Source organism: Salinisphaera sp. C84B14 (assembly GCF_040361435.1).
Taxonomy (GTDB): domain Bacteria; phylum Pseudomonadota; class Gammaproteobacteria; order Nevskiales; family Salinisphaeraceae; genus Salinisphaera.
Genome location: NZ_APNL01000024.1, coordinates 18,052 through 35,158, shown reverse-complemented (window position 1 = coordinate 35,158; position 17,107 = coordinate 18,052). Strand labels below are relative to the sequence as shown.

The 17,107-nt window shown below is 64.3% G+C and carries 19 protein-coding genes; 14 read left to right on the top strand and 5 right to left on the bottom strand.

What is annotated here, in order from left to right; translation table 11 throughout:
• The first annotated feature begins 127 nt into the window (after positions 1–127).
• The 4 genes from C84B14_RS16515 (at position 128) to C84B14_RS16500 (ending at position 2,158) form a co-directional block, all read left to right on the top strand.
• On the top strand, positions 128–748 hold the full coding sequence (locus C84B14_RS16515) for a lytic transglycosylase domain-containing protein (RefSeq protein ID WP_348767158.1): 621 nt from the start codon (positions 128–130) through the stop codon (positions 746–748).
• 74 nt (positions 749–822) lie between these two features.
• The gene (locus C84B14_RS16510) at positions 823–1,188 is read left to right on the top strand and encodes an ArsC/Spx/MgsR family protein (RefSeq protein WP_353225743.1); all 366 of its coding nucleotides are present in this window, start codon (positions 823–825) and stop codon (positions 1,186–1,188) included.
• The gene (wrbA, locus tag C84B14_RS16505; RefSeq protein WP_353225741.1) at positions 1,185–1,802 is read left to right on the top strand and encodes an NAD(P)H:quinone oxidoreductase; all 618 of its coding nucleotides are present in this window, start codon (positions 1,185–1,187) and stop codon (positions 1,800–1,802) included. Before C84B14_RS16510 ends, wrbA begins: the two co-directional genes overlap by 4 nt.
• On the top strand, positions 1,802–2,158 hold the full coding sequence (locus C84B14_RS16500) for a DUF2069 domain-containing protein (RefSeq protein WP_348767155.1): 357 nt from the start codon (positions 1,802–1,804) through the stop codon (positions 2,156–2,158). Before wrbA ends, C84B14_RS16500 begins: the two co-directional genes overlap by 1 nt.
• 118 nt (positions 2,159–2,276) lie before the next feature.
• On the opposite strand, the gene hda is transcribed toward C84B14_RS16500, so the two are convergent.
• Together hda and C84B14_RS16490 are read right to left on the bottom strand one after the other, a co-directional pair.
• Positions 2,277–2,963 carry a DnaA regulatory inactivator Hda gene (gene hda / locus C84B14_RS16495; RefSeq protein ID WP_353225739.1) on the bottom strand — a complete coding sequence of 229 codons (687 nt, stop codon included), beginning with the start codon at positions 2,961–2,963 and terminating at the stop codon, positions 2,277–2,279.
• Positions 2,964–2,994: 31 nt separating this feature from the next.
• On the bottom strand, positions 2,995–4,047 hold the full coding sequence (locus C84B14_RS16490; protein WP_353225737.1) for an AI-2E family transporter: 1,053 nt from the start codon (positions 4,045–4,047) through the stop codon (positions 2,995–2,997).
• 312 nt (positions 4,048–4,359) lie between these two features.
• Here C84B14_RS16490 and purM point away from each other — a divergent pair, with 312 nt between their 5' ends.
• The 3 genes from purM to C84B14_RS16475 are packed head-to-tail and all read left to right on the top strand — an operon-like array spanning position 4,360 to position 6,819.
• Positions 4,360–5,403, top strand: coding sequence for a phosphoribosylformylglycinamidine cyclo-ligase (gene purM / locus C84B14_RS16485; protein ID WP_353225735.1), 1,044 nt, complete (start codon positions 4,360–4,362; stop codon positions 5,401–5,403).
• Entirely contained in the window at positions 5,400–6,092 is a 693-nt protein-coding gene (gene purN / locus C84B14_RS16480; RefSeq protein ID WP_348767918.1) for a phosphoribosylglycinamide formyltransferase, read from the top strand. The genes purM and purN overlap by 4 nt, the downstream gene beginning before the upstream one ends.
• Positions 6,061–6,819, top strand: coding sequence for a DUF3108 domain-containing protein (locus tag C84B14_RS16475; RefSeq protein ID WP_353225733.1), 759 nt, complete (start codon positions 6,061–6,063; stop codon positions 6,817–6,819). Before purN ends, C84B14_RS16475 begins: the two co-directional genes overlap by 32 nt.
• A 15-nt stretch (positions 6,820–6,834) precedes the next feature.
• Here C84B14_RS16475 and dcd read toward each other — a convergent pair whose 3' ends face one another.
• The gene (dcd, locus tag C84B14_RS16470) at positions 6,835–7,401 is read right to left on the bottom strand and encodes a dCTP deaminase (RefSeq protein WP_348767920.1); all 567 of its coding nucleotides are present in this window, start codon (positions 7,399–7,401) and stop codon (positions 6,835–6,837) included.
• 137 nt (positions 7,402–7,538) lie between these two features.
• On the opposite strand from dcd, the gene C84B14_RS16465 reads away from it, so the two are divergent.
• Positions 7,539–8,546, top strand: coding sequence for a zinc-dependent alcohol dehydrogenase family protein (locus C84B14_RS16465; RefSeq protein ID WP_353225731.1), 1,008 nt, complete (start codon positions 7,539–7,541; stop codon positions 8,544–8,546).
• A gap of 62 nt (positions 8,547–8,608) precedes the next feature.
• Here C84B14_RS16465 and C84B14_RS16460 read toward each other — a convergent pair whose 3' ends face one another.
• Positions 8,609–8,902: a YjiS-like domain-containing protein gene (locus C84B14_RS16460; protein WP_353225729.1), complete on the bottom strand. Its 294-nt coding sequence runs from the start codon at positions 8,900–8,902 to the stop codon at positions 8,609–8,611.
• A gap of 119 nt (positions 8,903–9,021) precedes the next feature.
• Here C84B14_RS16460 and C84B14_RS16455 point away from each other — a divergent pair, with 119 nt between their 5' ends.
• Complete coding sequence (locus C84B14_RS16455) at positions 9,022–9,924, top strand: LysR substrate-binding domain-containing protein (RefSeq protein WP_353225727.1); 903 nt, start codon at positions 9,022–9,024, stop codon at positions 9,922–9,924.
• Positions 9,925–10,199: 275 nt separating this feature from the next.
• Here the strand turns inward: C84B14_RS16455 and apbC are convergent, their stop codons facing one another.
• Positions 10,200–11,291, bottom strand: a complete 1,092-nt coding sequence (gene apbC, locus C84B14_RS16450) for an iron-sulfur cluster carrier protein ApbC (protein WP_353225725.1) — start codon at positions 11,289–11,291, stop codon at positions 10,200–10,202.
• A 122-nt stretch (positions 11,292–11,413) separates the two neighbouring features.
• Between apbC and metG the strand changes: the two genes are divergently transcribed.
• The 5 genes from metG (at position 11,414) to C84B14_RS16425 (ending at position 17,052) form a co-directional block, all read left to right on the top strand.
• Positions 11,414–13,468, top strand: coding sequence for a methionine--tRNA ligase (metG, locus tag C84B14_RS16445; protein WP_353225723.1), 2,055 nt, complete (start codon positions 11,414–11,416; stop codon positions 13,466–13,468).
• A 504-nt stretch (positions 13,469–13,972) separates the two neighbouring features.
• Positions 13,973–14,626 carry an RnfABCDGE type electron transport complex subunit B gene (locus C84B14_RS16440; RefSeq protein WP_353225721.1) on the top strand — a complete coding sequence of 218 codons (654 nt, stop codon included), beginning with the start codon at positions 13,973–13,975 and terminating at the stop codon, positions 14,624–14,626.
• 409 nt (positions 14,627–15,035) lie between these two features.
• Positions 15,036–15,683, top strand: coding sequence for an endonuclease III (gene nth, locus C84B14_RS16435; protein WP_348767540.1), 648 nt, complete (start codon positions 15,036–15,038; stop codon positions 15,681–15,683).
• Positions 15,680–16,345, top strand: coding sequence for a fumarylacetoacetate hydrolase family protein (locus C84B14_RS16430; RefSeq protein WP_353225718.1), 666 nt, complete (start codon positions 15,680–15,682; stop codon positions 16,343–16,345). Before nth ends, C84B14_RS16430 begins: the two co-directional genes overlap by 4 nt.
• On the top strand, positions 16,342–17,052 hold the full coding sequence (locus tag C84B14_RS16425; RefSeq protein WP_353225716.1) for a phosphoglycolate phosphatase: 711 nt from the start codon (positions 16,342–16,344) through the stop codon (positions 17,050–17,052). Before C84B14_RS16430 ends, C84B14_RS16425 begins: the two co-directional genes overlap by 4 nt.
• Positions 17,053–17,107 lie beyond the last annotated feature (55 nt).

Genomic DNA, 17,107 nt, shown 5'->3' with positions numbered 1-17,107 from the left:
CAACCTACTGAAAGATCACAGCTAGGCGCCGATAACGCTCAGGATTGCTTACGATAGCCCGCATCGCTGCGGGAACGGATGAGACGTGCACGGGGGCACGGGCTTGGCCAAGCGAGGGGAGCAGGCTTTGTCGGAAACGTATTCGCTGGCAGGCGTATCCGCGCCGCTCCTGCGTTTGATTTCGCGGGTGGCGCTGGGCTTGGCGTTGTTCGCGAGCACGCCCGCATACAGCGCGGCGGCCCAGCCCGAGACGGTGGATCCGGCGCTGCGCCGGGCGTTGATGACCGCGGTCAAGGATTCGGCCACCTTCTCGAACCGCTTCGAAGCCGAAGTGTGGCTGCTCGACATGTCCACGCGCCTGGAACGGCTGATGCCGGACGTGGGCCGGCGCATGGCCCTGCTCAAGACCGTCCACGCCGAAGCCAGCCGTGCAGGACTCGATCCGCAGGTGGTGCTGTCGCTCATTCAGGTGGAATCGGCGTTCCAGCGATTCGCGGTATCGTCGGCCGGCGCCATCGGGCTGATGCAGATCATGCCGTTCTGGATCGACGAAATCGGCCGGCCCGACGACAACCTCTTCGACATGCGCACCAACCTGCGCTACGGCTGCACGATTCTGGCGTTCTATCTCGACAAGGAGAACGGCGATCTCACCCGGGCGCTGGCGCGCTACAACGGCAGCCTGGGCGAATACTGGTATCCGTCACGGGTGGCCAGCGCCCTGCAGGCCCGCTGGTACGCACGCTAGGGATCACGCCGGGCGTTGCGTTGTCGTCGCATGCCCCGCAGGATAAGCCGCCGTTCGCCCATCGGTCGTACCTCATGCGTTTGTACTACAACCCGCGCTGTTCCAAATCGCGCGCCGCGCTCGAGCTGCTCGAGAACACGGGGCACGCGGTCGAGGTGGTGGATTACCTGCAGGCGCCTCCTGCGGCGTCGGAGCTTGCCCGGCTGATCGACGCGCTCGATAGCGCGCCCGCCGCGCTGGTGCGTACCGGTGATGCAAGCTTTGCCGACAGCGGTTATACCCGGTCCGCCCTCGATCGCGATACGGTCATCGCCCTGCTTGTCGCCCAGCCGGCGCTCTTGCAGCGGCCGGTGCTGGAAATCGATACCGCAGCCGTCATCGCGCGCCCGCCCGAGCGCGTATTCGAACTCGTCGCATCCGACCAGGAATCCGATTCATGAGCAGCGTTTCCAAGAGCAACGAAATCCTCGTGCTCTATTACAGCCGCAACGGAGCCACTGCCGCGCTGGCCAATGAAATTGCCCGCGGTATTGCCAAGGTCAAGCCCATGCAGGCACGGGTACGCACCGTGCCCGAGGTATCTCCCGATACCGAAGCCAGCGCGCCCTCGGTGCCCGAGCACGGCGCGCCTTATGCGACCCACGACGACCTCGAAAACTGTGCTGGCCTGGTCATGGGCTCGCCAACCCGCTTCGGCAATATGGCCGCGCCGTTGAAGTACTTTCTCGACACACTCTCGGGTCAGTGGTTATCCGGCACGCTGGCGGACAAGCCGGCCGCGGTATTCACCTCCACCGGCAGTCTGCACGGCGGCCAGGAAACCACGCTCACGAGCATGATGCTTCCGCTCTTGCATCACGGCATGGTGATTGTCGGGCTGACCTATACCGCCGACAATCTTCTGGCCGAGACCGACAGCGGCGGCACCCCGTACGGCGCCAGCCATGTCGCCGGCGTGATCGGCGACAGGCCGCTGACCGATATCGAAAAACAGATCGCCCGCAACCTCGGTGAGCGCGTCGCGCGCACCGCACTCAAGCTGAGCGACCACTGATGCGCTGGTCTCGCTATGCCCTGATGCTGGCCGTGCTCGGCAATATCGCGCTGATCGCGAGCCTGTTCTGGATTGCCGGCGTGCATACCATGGAGCGGCTGCTGCTGGCCTCGATCTTCAGCCTGCCGCTGCTGGCCTCACTCAACGGCCTGGCGCGGGCACGCATCTATACCGCGGCCTGGGCATCGATGGCGGCGTTGTTCTATATGGCCTACGCCATGGTCGAATATATTGCCGGCGCGGCGACGCTGGCCGTGGATCTGTGCCTGGGCGCAAGCATCGCCATGTTCGTGGGCACCGTGGTGTTCGCGAAATGGGATTCGCGCGAGCGCGAAGCCCAGGGCCCTGGCGGCTAAGCGTTGCTTGTGCAACCCGATACTTCGAACGCGCTCTAGCGACTGCAAGAAACTCAGTCGGCTGCGCTCGCGGGGACAGGTTGCCCAGCAATGCACGCGTCGCGCGCGCTGGCCGGCTTCAGCCCAGAGTCTGCTTGACGAAGGGAATGGTCAGGCGGCGATGGGCCGCCAGCGAGGCATGATCGAGGGTATCGAGCGCGGCCATTAGCGCCGGCACGGCGCGCTCGCCGTGGCGCAGCAGCCAGCGCGCGGTGGCATCCGGCATTTCCATGCCGCGCTGGGCCGCCCGTTCGATAAGCAGGGCGTGCTTGTCGGCGTCGTCGAGTTCGGCGGTGGCGATCGCGCCGCCCCAGGCCAGGCGGCTGGCCAGATCGGCCAGCGCCAGTCCGAGCTCGGCGGGCGGCTGGCGATCCGCGACCAGCAGCCGTCCACCGCGGGCGCGCAGCCCGTCGGTGAGGCTCAACAGCGCGATTTCGGCATCGCGGTCGCCGGCAATCGCGGCCACGTTGTCGATACACACGCAGTCCATATCCTGTAGCCCGGCCAGCAGCGACTCGGCCTGATCGGCCACCTGATCCAGCGGTACATAAACGCTGCGATCGCCGGCATCGCCGGCGGCACGACAGGCGGCCTGTAGCAAGTGCGTTTTGCCGCTGGCTTCGGGGCCATGCAGGAACAGGCGTTCGCTGCGTCCGTCGACAATCTGTTCGACTGCTGCAAGCACCTGCGCGTTGGTTTCACCCACGAACGCATCGAGCGTCGCGCTCTGCGGCAGCTGGACCCCCAGAATCAGCTGTGTCGCCATCGCCCCGGCCTTTTCTTCGAATGCACCGCCATCAATGATCGAGATAGGCGCGGCTGGAGCGCCACTGGCGGCCGCCGTAGCGCACGATCACCGCCATCGCGGCCGCGACCGGCAAGGCGATCAACACGCCGACGAAGCCCAGCAGCTGGCCACCGGCAAGAACCGCAAAGATCACCCATACCGGATGCAGGCCGATGGCATCGCCGAGCAGTAGCGGCTGCAGTATCACCTGTTCGAGCACCTGGCCAATGCCGAACACCACGAACACCCAGATCAGCTGGAAGGGATCGCCCGTCTGCACCAGCATGGCGACGCTCGATACCAGCAGCCCGCTGATCACGCCCACATAGGGCACGAAACTCACCAGCCCCGCGCCGAGACCGATCACCAGCGCCAGGTCCAGGCCGGCCAGCCACAGGCCCACGATATAAATCGAGCCCAGCACCGTCATCACCAGCAGCTGGCCGCGGATGAACTGGCCCAGGACCTGGTCGGTCTCCTGCGCTAGTTCGCTGACCGTGCCGACATAGCGGCGCGGCAGCTGGGATTTGATCCAGGCGACCATGTGGTCCCAGTCGCGCAGCAGATAGAACATGATCACCGGGATCAGCAGCAGATTCATGGCGATCGCCATGAGCGCGGTGCCCGAGGAAAACGCCTTCTTGGCTACCGTGGTGGCAAAACCGCCGGCCGTGCCCCAGTTGTCGGCGATCAGGGTCTTGATGGCATCCACGTCGAGCGACTGCCCGTTGGGCCCCAGCGAGCCGAGATACGGCGCGGTCGTGCGTTGAATCCAGTCCAGATAGCGCGGCAGGTTCTGAATCAGCGTATTGAGCTGTTTCTGCAGCTGCGGCAGCAACAGCAGCAGCAATAACGACAGCAGCACGGTCACCACCGCGAAAACCACCACCACGCCGCTGGTACGCGACATGCGCAGCCGCTCGAGCCGGTCGACGATCGGGTCGCACACATAGGCCAGCCCGGCGCCGATGAGAAACGGGGTAAGAATCGAGCCCAGTAACCAGAGGGTGAGTGCGATGAACGCGAATACGCCGATCGCGACGTTGCGCTGGCTCTTGATCATGAGCGCGCCCCGCTCGTCTCGATCATCGATCGGCCGGTCGCGCGCCCCGCGCAGGCGCGGCGCTCGTCAATCCAGTGGTGTCGCACGAATACCTCGGCATGAAAACGACGATGAAAACCGGTCCGGGCGGATGAGCCGCCACCCGCGCCCGGCGACGCGCGGGGCACGGACTGGGTGGCGACCGCGCTGCGCAAGGCACGCCACTCAGGCTACGAGCCGCAGCGCTGGCAACATGGCCGTACACCCGCGTTACAATAACATGCGCTGCCCGCCACCACGGGCCCAATCTCCTGCAACCGCGAGCGACTTCACGTGAGCCAACGTCCTACCCTGACCTACGCCGATGCCGGCGTGGATATCGATGCCGGCAACCGCCTGGTCGACGAAATACGCGAGCCGGTCGAGGCCACGCGCCGGCCGGAAGTGATCGGCGGTCTGGGCGGTTTCGGCGGCCTGTTCGAACTGCCGGTGGATCGCTACCGGCGCCCGGTGCTGGTGTCCGGCACCGACGGCGTGGGCACCAAGCTGCGCCTGGCCATCGACGCCCGGCGCTTCGACGGCATCGGTATCGACCTGGTCGCGATGTGCGTGAACGACGTGCTGGTGACCGGCGCCGAGCCGCTGTTCTTTCTCGACTATTACGCCACCGCCCATCTGGATGCCGCGGTGGCCGCGCCGGTGATCAAGAGCATCGCCGAAGGCTGTCGTCAGGCGGGTGCATCGCTGATTGGCGGAGAAACCGCCGAAATGCCGGGCATGTACGCCAGCGGCGATTTCGACCTGGCGGGCTTCTGCGTGGGCGTGGTCGAATACGACAAGCGCATCGACGGCAGCCGCATGGGCGAAGGCAGCGTGGTACTCGGCCTGGCCTCGTCCGGCGCCCACTCCAACGGCTATTCGCTGGTGCGCCGTATCCTCGACGTGGCCGGCGCCACCCTGGAGACCCGACTGGGCGAGCAGAGCCTGGCCGATGCACTGCTCGCGCCCACGCGGATCTACGTGAAAGCGATTCAGGCCCTGCTGGCCGAAGTCGACGTACAGGCCATGGCCCATATCACCGGCGGCGGTCTGGCCGAGAACTTCGCCCGGGTGATACCCGAACATCTGGCGGCGACCATCGAACGCAGCGCCTGGACGCGCCCGGCGGTGTTCGACTGGCTGGCCGAGGCGGGCAATGTCAGCGCCGCGGAAATGGATCGCACCTTCAACTGCGGGATCGGCTACTGCGTGGTGGTTCCGGCCGACCAGGTGGCCCAAGCCATCGATGTGCTCACCGGCGCGGGCGAGCAGGTGTTCGAACTCGGTCGTATCCACGCCCGCGAAAACGCCACCGACGACGCCGTACGCCTGGTTTGAGTAGTCGAACCGAGAACAGCGGCAAGCACACCCCGCGCCTGGTGGTGGTGATCTCCGGACGCGGACGCAATCTGGAGGCGATCATTCAGGCGATCGAGGCCGGCGAACTCGCCGCCGAGATCGCGCTGGTGATCAGCAACCGCGCCGACGCGCCGGGCATGCAGATCGCACGGCTGGCCGGGCTCAACTGCGTATGCATCGAAGCCGGCGGCTTCAAGCACCGCGAGGATTTCGACCGCGCGCTGGCGGCCCGCATCGCCGCGGCCCGCCCGGACTGGGTGGTACTGGCCGGCTTCATGCGTATTCTCAGTCAGGCGTTCGTGGAACGCTTCGAAGCGAAGCTGATCAATATCCATCCGTCGCTGCTGCCGCGCTACAAAGGGTTGAACACCCACGAGCGCGCGTTGTCGAACGGGGACGCCCGCCACGGCGCGAGCGTACATTTCGTCACGCCCGACCTGGACGACGGCCCGACCATCCGCCAGGGCAGTATTGCCGTCGCCGCCGACGACACCCCCGAAACCCTGGCCGAGCGGGTCATGACCGAAGTCGAGCAGCGGCTCTACCCGGCCGTACTCGCCGAACTCGTTGCCGGGCGCGTGTTTTTCAAGGACGGCGTGGTCTGGCGTGACCAGCGCCTGCAGGAAGACTGCCCCCATGACCAATACGACCGGCTCGCCGTTACCTGATCGCTGCCGCAGACGTGGCCTGGCGCTGTGTCTGCTGCTGACCGCCCTGTTTGTTTCCCCCGTTGCCGGAGCCGATGTCATGCAAACCTTCGATGCCCAGTTCAAGGTCAAGCGCGGTGCCGTCGCGCTGGGCACCACACGTTTTTCGCTCACCCGCGACGGCGACGACTGCTACGTGTTCCGGGGCGAAGCCAACCCGAATGCCGTCGTGCGCGTATTCGTCGGTCAGGTCATCGACGAAAGCCGTTTCTGTATCGAAGACGGCACCGTGCGGCCGCAGCGCTTTTCCCATCATATGGAAGGCAACGCCGAGGACAGCTACAGCCTGGAATTCGACTGGTCGCAGCACGAAGTCACCTATCGCAGCGAAGCCGGCGAGAGCAAGACCATGGCCCTGGGCGATAGCGCCTTCGATCCGCTTTCAATCCAGTTCGCCGCCCGCCGCTGGGTCGCGGCCGCCGCGAATCCGGATACCGCCGGCGAGCGCGATTTCGCCCTGATCGACGAAAAGAAACAGAAAACCTATCGCCTGCGCGCCAGCGACGGCGGCCGTATCAAGACCCCGGCCGGGCGCTACGACACGCTCAAGATCGAACGCGTGGACGACCCCAAGCGCGGCCTGCGCTTCTGGCTGGCACGCAACGCTGACTGGATTCCGGTGCAGGTCGAGCACGAAAAACCCAAGACCGGCGTCTTTCGCATGCAGCTCACCGCGCTCGAACGCTAGTACCGGCGCGTACGCTCAGGTGCGCGGCAGAGTAACGCCGCGCTGGCCCTGGTACTTGCCGCCGCGATCCTTGTAGGACGTCTCACAGACTTCGTCCGATTCCAGAAACAGCATCTGGGCCACGCCTTCGTTGGCGTATATCTTGGCTGGCAGCGTGGTGGTGTTGGAAAACTCCAGGGTGACGTGGCCTTCCCATTCCGGCTCCAGCGGCGTCACGTTGACGATAATGCCGCAGCGGGCATAGGTCGACTTGCCCAGACAGATCGTGAGCACGCTGCGCGGAATACGGAAATATTCCACCGTCGAGGCCAGCGCAAAGGAGTTGGGCGGAATGATGCAGGTATCGCCCTCGAAATCCTGAAAGCTCTTCTCGTCGAAGGCTTTCGGATCCACCACCGCCGTATTGATGTTGGTGAATATCTTGAAATGCGGCGAGCAGCGCACGTCGTAGCCGTAGCTGGAGACGCCGTAGGACACGATCCGTCCGGTCTCGTTTTCCTTGACCTGGCCCGGCTCGAACGGCTCGATCATGCCGTGCTCGGCGGCCATGCGGCGGATCCACTTATCGGATTTGATACTCATCGACTCGACTCTGCGCGGCGGGCAAAGCGCGCAGTTTAGCGCCTTGCGCCCCGACGCGCCTACGTCCCGGGCTGAGTCAGGCGCCATGATGGCGTATCGTTGCATCGACAATGATTCAATCGCTTTCAGGAGCCCATATGCAGGTTCAGCTCATTCGCGAATTCGGCGCCCCCGACGTGTTCGAAGCCGCCGAGATCGACACGCCGACACCCGGCCCGGGCCAGCTGCTGGTACGCCAGATCGCCTCCAGCGTGAACCCGGTCGATACCAAACTACGCGCCGCCGGGCCGCCGATCGCGCCGGAACTGCCGGGCGTGCTCGGCTGTGACGTGGCCGGCGTGGTCGAAGCTGTCGGCGAAGGCATCACCCGCTTCAAGAAAGGCGATGCGGTCTATGGCTGCGCGGGCGGTCTGCGCGGGCGCGGCGGCGCCTACGGCGAATATATCGCCGTCGATGCCGACTTCATGGCCTTCAAGCCGGAGGCTCTGGACTGGCGCGAAACCGCGGCCCTGCCGCTGGTGTCGATCACCGCCTGGGAAGCGATGGTCGACCGCACCCGGATCGCGCCGGGCGATCATGTGCTCATCCACGGCGGCGCGGGCGGCGTGGGGCATATCGCCATCCAGCTGGCCAAGGCCCAGGGCGCACGTGTGGCTGCCACCATTTCGTCTGCCGCCAAGGCCGATATCGCACGCCGCATGGGCGCCGACGAAACCATCAACTATCGCGAGGAAAGCGTCGAAGATTATGTGCAGCGCCTGACCTCGGGCCGTGGTTTCGACGTGGTCTTCGATGCCACCGGCGGCTCAGATATCGCCACGTCGTTTGCGGGCGCACGGGTCAATGGCCAGGTCGCGACCATCGTGTCGCAGTACGAGGCCGACCTCACGCCCATGCATACCAAGAGCCTCACGCTGCATACCATCTTCATGCTCACCAGCATGTTGCACGGCGTGCATCCGCAGCATCACGGCGAGATTCTGACCAAAGCCGCCGCACTTGCGGCCACCGATCAGCTCAAGCCCCTGCTCGACGAGCGTCGTTTCACCCTCGGCGATATCGCCGCCGCCCATTCGCATCTGGAAGCGGGCGCGGCCGTCGGCAAGATCGTGATCGATATCGCCGACGAGGCCCGCAACGCCTGAGCGGGTCTGCGGCGGCCCGGATCATCGCCGGGCCGCTGCAGCAATAGACGTGCTCTTCGAGATCACCCGTCAACGGTCCGGCTGGCGTTGGCGCGGGCGCACGCCCGCATTCCGGGTTCGTCGAGCTCGCGCCGCAGCTCGCCACGGCTATAGCCCAGATCCTGGAGCATATGGTCGTCGCGCTTGAGCAGCGCCTTGATAGCACGCCGCTTTTTCCAGCGCTGCAGCACCCGCGCAATACCCGCGAACAGCCACAGCGGCGGCATGGCCGGCATATAGAGCCGCGCCACCTGCGGACTCAACGGTGGCGATTCGCGCCGCGATTTGCGGCGTTGTTCCTTGCTTGATTGATACATGAGATATCTCCCGCTGATTGATCGACGTTCGGTAGAGGCAATCAGCATGGAAGCGCCCCACTATTCAATCCAGCGAAAAGATCTATACTAAGCGTTCAAATTATTTTAACGCTTACGCCATGACCGGACTCCCAGCAAATAGCGGCAATGCCACCGAGCGATTGCTGGATACCGAAGTTCTGCGCAGCTTCGTGGCCATCGCCGAGCACGGCAGCTTTACGCGTGCCGCCAAGGCCGTGTTTCGTACGCCTTCGGCGTTGAGCATGCAGATCAAGGGGTTGGAGGCCACGCTCGACAAGCGCCTGTTCGTGCGCGAGGCGCGCCGGGTGCAACTCACCGAACACGGCGAACTGCTGCTGCGCTATGCACGCCAGCTGCTCGCGCTCAATGCCGAGGCGGTCGCCTGTTTTCTCGCCCCCGCGCTCGACGGCACGGTCCGCGTGGGCACGCCGGACGACGTAGGCGGACGTATTCTGCCGCGGGTGCTGACGGCCTTCGCACGTTCCAACCCCGCGGTGCAGGTGGATGTGGTCACCGGCACCAGCCGCGTGATTCTCGAGCGCCTCGACGCCGAGCAAATCGACTTCGCACTGGTCACCGTCGGCAGCCGGGAGGTCGACATCGAACGCGGCGAAATCGTGCATACCGAGCCGCTGGTCTGGGCCGCACGTCGCGGCGGCAGCGCGAAGCTGCGCGAACCGCTACCGGTCGCCCTGGCCGAGCCTGGCTGTGCATGGCGTGCCAGCGCGATCGATGCGCTGGACCGGGCCGGCCGACGCTATCGCGTGGCCTACAGCAGCGATCACAGCGCCGGCCAGCGTGCCGCCGTGCTCGCCGATCTGGCAATCGCCCCGTTCCCGCGCCCGCTGGTCGATTCGGCGGATCTGGAGATTCTGGACGAACCGCAGCTACCGCCGCTGATCGATACCCATACCGCGCTCGTATTCGGCGCGCATTGTTCGGATGCCGGCAAGGCCCTGGCCCAGCACGTGGTCGATGCCTTTCGGGCCCTGCGCAGCTAGGGACGCTCTGCACAACCTGTCACGGTCGCGCCGGTGTGCTTTGCGCGTGGCTGGCAGACAGAGGTAGGCGTAGCGTGCTGGTTGCACGGTGCGTCTGCCTCGACGCCGACCAGGCGCGCGCAAAGCCGGCGGCCCCGAAGGGGTTCGGCCTCACAGACGCCGCGGCTTCGTTGCCAAGCTTGACCTGCCGATGAGGCAGGCGCTGCGCTTGGGCGCCTTGCCGCACCGTCTGTGAGGACTCGAACGCGACCCGCGAGAGGTCGTGCAGAGCTTCCCTAGGTACTTTCCACCTTGATATTCGGGAACTTGCTGGCGTAGTCCTTCTTCTGCTGCGACAGGCGCGCCGCGGTACGCCGTGCCATATCGAAATAGGCGCTGGCGATATTGCCCTGCGGATCAGCGACCACGCTGGGATGGCCGGCATCGGCGTTTTCGCGAATCGAAATATCCAACGGCAGCTCGCCCAGCAGACCGACATCGTATTCATCCGCCAGCGTCTGGCCGCCGTGGGCACCGAAGATCGCTTCTTCATGGCCACAGTTCGAGCAGATGTGGGTACTCATGTTCTCCACGATGCCCAGCACCGGCACATTCACCTTGTTGAACATCTCCACGCCCTTGCGGGCATCGATCAGGGCCAGATCCTGCGGGGTGGTCACCACCACCGCGCCCGAGACCGGCACTTTCTGCGCCAGCGTAAGCTGGATATCGCCGGTACCCGGCGGCAGATCGATGATGAGATAGTCGAGATCGTCCCAGGCGGTCTGGAACAGCATCTGCTGCAGCGCCGAAGTCACCATGGGTCCACGCAGGATGGCCGGTGAATCCTTTTCGATGAGATAGCCGATCGACATGGTCTGCATGCCGTGCGCCTCCATGGGCAGCAGCATCTTGCCGTCCTTGGCCTGGGCACGGCCTTCGATCCCCATCAGTCGCGGCTGGCTGGGGCCGTAGATATCGGCGTCGAGCAGGCCGACCGAGGCGCCGTCGGCCTTGAGTGCCAGCGCGAGGTTCGCCGCGACCGTCGACTTGCCGACACCGCCCTTGGCCGAAGCCACGGCGATGATGTTACGCACGCCTTCGACACGCTTGAGCGACGGCTGCACCGCGCGTGCGGCCACCGAAAACCCGACCGTTACGTCCGCCCGCTCGATGCCGTCGACCGCTTCGAGCATCGCGCGAACCTGTTCGGCCAGCGTCTGCCCATAGTCGCCGCAGGGAAAGCCCAGATCGAGTTCGAGCGTCACGCGCTCGCCCTTGACCTCAAGCGAGCGCACGGCGCGCGCACTGATCAGGTCGGTATCCAGATAAGGCTCATGAAAACGGCCGAGTTCGGTTTCGACGGTCTGTTTGAGGGCATCGCTCATGGCGGGCTTCCAGGATTGATTCGGTCAATTGAAACGGCGCCAATGATAGCAGCCTGCCCCGGCTGGCCGGGCACGGCTGTGGCATACTGGCGGGCTTTCGACAGCCGACAAGAAAGCCTGTTATGGCGCGCGATATTCTCGTTACCTCTGCCCTGCCCTATGCCAATGGGTCGATCCATCTGGGCCATCTGGTGGAATACATCCAGACCGATGTGTGGGTGCGCTTCCAGAAGCTGCGCGGCAATCGCTGTATCTATGTCTGTGCCGACGACGCGCACGGCACGCCGATCATGCTCAAGGCGCGCGATATGGGCATCGAGCCCGAGCAGCTCATCGCCGACGTCGGCGCCGAACACAAGCGCGACTTCGACGATTTTCTGATCGGCTTCGACAACTACCACTCGACCCATTCGGACGAGAACCGCGAGCTGGCCAGCGAGATCTATACGCGCCTGGACAAGGCCGGGCATATCGCGCGTCGCACCATCTCGCAGGCCTTCGACGAAGAAAAGCAGATGTTTCTGCCGGACCGCTTCATTCGCGGCGAATGCCCGAAATGCGGCGCGCCGGATCAGTACGGCGACGCCTGCGAAAAATGCGGCGCGACCTATCAGCCCACCGAGCTGATCAATCCGGTGTCCGTGCTCTCGGGTGCCACGCCGGTTGAGCGCGATTCCGAGCATTATTTCTTTCAGCTCGCGGACTTCGAGAAGTTCCTGCACGACTGGACACGCAGTGATCATCTGCAGGAAGCGGTCACCCGCAAGCTCGACGAATGGTTCGAGGCCGGCCTCAAGGACTGGGATATCTCCCGCGATGCGCCCTATTTCGGCTTCAAGATCCCGGGCACCGACGACAAGTACTTCTACGTGTGGCTGGATGCGCCGATCGGCTATATGGCCAGCTTCGCGAATCTGTGCAAACGCCGCGACGATCTCGACTTCGACACGTTCTTCAAGCCGGATTCCAAGGCCGAGCTGTATCACTTCATCGGCAAGGACATCGTCTACTTCCATGCGCTGTTCTGGCCGGCCATGCTCGAAGGCGCCGGCTATCGCACGCCCACGGGCATTCATGCCCACGGCTTTCTCACCGTCAACGGCGAGAAAATGTCCAAGTCGCGCGGCACCTTCATCAAGGCGCGCACCTGGCACGACCATATGCCGGCCGAGTTCCTGCGCTACTACTTCGCCGCCAAGCTTTCTGGCAAGGTCGAGGATCTGGATCTCAACCTCGACGACTTCCGGGCGCGTATCAATTCCGATCTGGTCGGCAAGTACGTCAATATCGCTTCGCGTAGCGCGACCTTCATTACCAAGCGCTTCGATGGCCGGCTCGCGGATACCCTGGATTCGCCCGAGCTGTTCGAGCGTTTCGCCACCGCGGCCGACGAAATCGCCGAGCATTACGAACAGCGCCGTTTCGCCCAGGCGATCCGCCAGATCATGGCCTTGGCGGATGACGCCAATGCCTATGTCGCCGAGCGTGCGCCCTGGCAGCTGGCCAAGGAAGAAGGCCGCGAAGACGAACTGCAGCAGATCTGCACCACGGCGCTGGCGTTGTTCGCCCAGCTCACGATCTATCTCAAGCCGGTGCTGCCAGAAACAGCCGAACGCGCCGAAGCATTTCTGAACGTCGATTCGCTGAGCTGGACCGATCTGGCGACGCCCGTCTCGGGCGAAATTCAGCGCTTCAAACCGCTGCTGCGCCGCGTGGAACAGCCGGCCATCGACAAGATGATCGAAGCCAGCCAGGAAGATCTCGCAGCCAAGAGCGCACCGCAGGCTCAGCCCGAAGCCGAACCGAAAGCCGCAGACAACAAACCGCATAAGAAGGACGAACCCGCCGTGGACAGCGATACCATCGAGATCGGCGATTTCGCCAAGGTGGACCTGCGCATTGCGCGTATCGAGGCCGCCGACCATGTCGAAGGCGCCGACAAGCTGCTACGCCTGACCCTCGACGTGGGTGCACTCGGCAAGAAGCAGGTCTTCGCGGGCATCAAGTCGGCCTACGACCCGTCCCAGCTGGAAGGCCGGCTAACCGTCATGGTCGCCAACCTTGCGCCGCGCAAGATGCGCTTCGGCGTATCCGAAGGCATGGTGCTTGCCGCCGGCGACTCGCCGCATATTCTTTCGCCCGACGACGGCGCGAAACCCGGCGACAAGGTCAAGTAACGCCGCCGACAGTAGCTTCAGGTCGATGCGCGCAATGCCGTCTGGCGGCTCCGGTCGTACCGGGCACGGCCTGCGCCATCGTTCCTGAAGCCGATCCGCGGATTTCGCCGTTTACGTAGATCAGGAAAGCAGGGGCCAGAAAACGACTCGATCCCCGCGGCCGGGCCACCTTCGCCCTTGACCCGGGTTTTTCCTGCGTCGATCTATAGACACGCTTTTACTGGAGCGGCTGAAGCTTCAAACAACGCAAGAGCCGAACAACCTGGCTGCTGAACAGTCAATCTTCGGAATCGGCATAATCCGCGGATCCCTGCCTTCAGGACAGTCCGCCTACCAGCCGGGCTCGCGAACATACCTGTGCTTGATCTGCGGATGTATCGTCCAAACGCCCGCCCAGAATGCCGTGACGCAATGCCCATGAATGCCCGCTGCTGGCTCGATCAGCTGGCAGCCGTCGCGTAACCTGCGGGTGAATCGGCCGAGAACTTGTCGAAAAACGAAACGATGACGACACCCGTTGACGACATTGATGCCCTGCTGCCCCAGACCCAGTGTCGGCGCTGCGGCTACGACGGCTGTCGGCCCTATGCCGAGGCCATCGCGGCAGGGGAAACGGATATCAACCGCTGTCCGCCCGGCGGCGACGCGACCGTGGTGCGCCTGGCCGAACTCACCGGTCAGGCGGTCAAGCCGATCGATCCGGAATGCGGCGATGCCAGCGTGGCCAAGGTCGCCTTCATTCGCGAGGACGAATGCATCGGCTGCACACGCTGTATTCAGGTCTGCCCCACCGATGCGATCATCGGTGCGGCCAAACAGATGCATACGGTTATCGAATTCGACTGTACCGGCTGCGAGCTGTGCGTGCCGGCCTGCCCGGTCGACTGTATCGACATGCCCGAATCCAAGGCCGACAGCGGCCAGCCGGTCTGGCCGCCGGCCCGCGAGATTGACGCCGAGCGTGCCGCCCGTGCCCGCCGCCTGTTCGAAGCGCGCCAGCAGCGCCTCAATCGCCGTACGACCCGCCACCGCCGCGCCAGCCGCCACGAGGCCACCGTCGACGCGCGCGAAGATGCGCAGGCCACCTCCGAAGCCAAGAAATCCACTATCGCCGACGCCATCGCCCGCGCCAAGGCGCGACGCGCCGGCCGCGAGTGACATCGCCCGGCTCAACCTGGATCGGTCGTTGCCCGGTGGCTCGCGTCTTTCACGCAGAACCGCAGATTTCGCCGATTCGAAGAAACGTAGCACCGCGCTACAACGCCAACGATGAGCCGCGGCTTCTTGTGTTCGATCTGTGAGATCTGCGTCGATCTGCGGACTTTTCTTACAGCGATTGTCACCGCCGCTGCCGAGCGAACGCAGTCGATCCCCCAACACGGCCGAATCAATAAATCGACGTAATCTGCGGATAAATGACTTGAGAGAACGCTTCGAACAGCGCGCTTAACGTGATCGACGAACGGGCACCGCTCGACCGGTACCCGGTCTGCAAGTCACGTAATGCGGTGAAGCCGATACAATCCCGTCCCGCTTGTCGCTTTGAGCCGCGCCACGGCCTTGAACCATGAACAAAGCCAAACGCACCGAAATATTTCAGCGTCTACGCGACGCCAATCCCAAGCCGCAGACCGAGCTGAAGTACGACTCGGCCTTCGAACTGCTGGTCGCGGTGATCCTGTCCGCCCAGGCCACGGACGTGGGCGTGAACAAGGCCACGGCCAAACTGTTTCCGGTGGCCAATACGCCGCAGGCGATACTCGATCTCGGCGAGGACGGGCTCAAGGACTACATCAAGACCATCGGCCTTTATAACAGCAAGGCCGCCAACGTGATGAAAACCTGCCGTGCGCTGGTCGACACGCACGACGGCGAAGTACCGGACACGCGCGAGGCACTGGTGGCTCTGCCGGGCGTGGGTCGCAAGACGGCCAACGTGGTACTCAACACGGCCTTCGGCAAACCGGCCATGGCGGTGGATACGCATATCTTCCGCGTATCCAATCGCACCGGCATCGCCCCCGGCAAGACGGTCCGCGCAGTCGAGGACCGGCTCATGCGCCTGGTACCAAAGGAATTTCTGCTGGATGCGCACCACTGGCTGATCCTGCACGGCCGGTATACCTGCAAGGCCCGCAAGCCGCTTTGTGACGACTGCCGGATTGTCGATCTATGCGAATATCGGCACAAGAATCTGAGTGAGCAAACCGCATGAACCAAGCCCATAGCCGCCCTGCCGATGCCTTTGCCGCGCGCAACACGCCGCGCATCTTCTGTATCGGACGCAACTACGCAAAGCACATCGAGGAACTGGGCAATACGCTCAGCGGCAAGGAATCCATCGTGTTCATGAAGCCGGCCAGCGCGCTGGTTGCACCGGGCGAGGCGATTACCCTGCCCGACGACGTCGGCGCGATTCATTACGAAACCGAACTGGTAATCGAGATCGGCAGCGGCGGTCGCGATATCGCGCCCGAGGCCGCGCGCGCACATATCGCCGGCCTCGGCCTGGGCCTCGACCTGACGCTGCGCGATGTCCAGACGGATCTGAAGCAGACCGGCGAGCCCTGGGAAAAGGCCAAGGCGTTCGACCACAGCGCGCCGCTGGGCCCGCTGGTGGCCTTGACCGACGATATCGACCTCACCGACCTGCATTTCGAACTGAGCATTGACGGCGAAACCCGCCAGCGCGGGCATACCGCGCACATGCTGGTTGGCGTCGCCGACCTGATTGCCATGCTCAGCGCCCACTGGCAGCTGCTGCCGGGGGATCTGATATTCACCGGCACGCCGGAAGGCGTCGGTGCCCTGGAGCCGGGCATGCAGCTTTCGTTGAGCGCCGCGCAGCTGGCTGACGCCCACTGGACGATCGCTTGAGTTCGGGGCAGGCGAACAGTGAGCGCAGCGCCCGACACCCGGCGCTGGACAACATCGAGCTCGTCGCCTTCGACCTCGACGGTACGCTGATCGACTCGGTGCCGGACCTCGCCGTCGCCGTGGATGCGGCCCTCGGCGACCACGGGCAACGCCCGGTCGGCGTGGACAAGGTGCGTGACTGGGTCGGCAATGGCAGCCGCAAGCTCGTGGAGCGCGCGCTCGCGCATGCCCTGGCCACCGCGCCAGAGCGTCTCGAGCCGCAAGCGGTCGAGACCGTGCATGCGCGTTTTCTCGACCACTATGCCGAGAAACCGTATGCCCAGACGACGCTATATGACGGCGTGCGTCAGTGTCTAAGCGCACTAGCGACGCGCAGCGTCACCTGTGTGCTGATCACGAACAAGCCGATCGCCTTCGTCGGCCCGATTCTTTCGCATTTTGAACTCGCGGACTTTTTCGCGCTCACCCTCGGCGGCGACAGCCTGGATGAAAAGAAACCTCACCCCGCACCGCTGCTGCATGCGGCCCAGCACACGTCAACTGCCCCGGCAAAGGCTTTGATGGTGGGCGATTCCCGGCACGATATCGCAGCTGGCAAGGCAGCGGGTTTCCGTACGCTCGCGGTAACTTACGGCTACAATCACGGCGAACCGATCGCCGCCTGCCGACCCGATCATATCGTGACCACGCTCGCCGAACTCGGTTGAGCGCCTACCGCCGGATTTGCGAAAAGATAAGTTGTCATTACGTCGTCTTTACGTG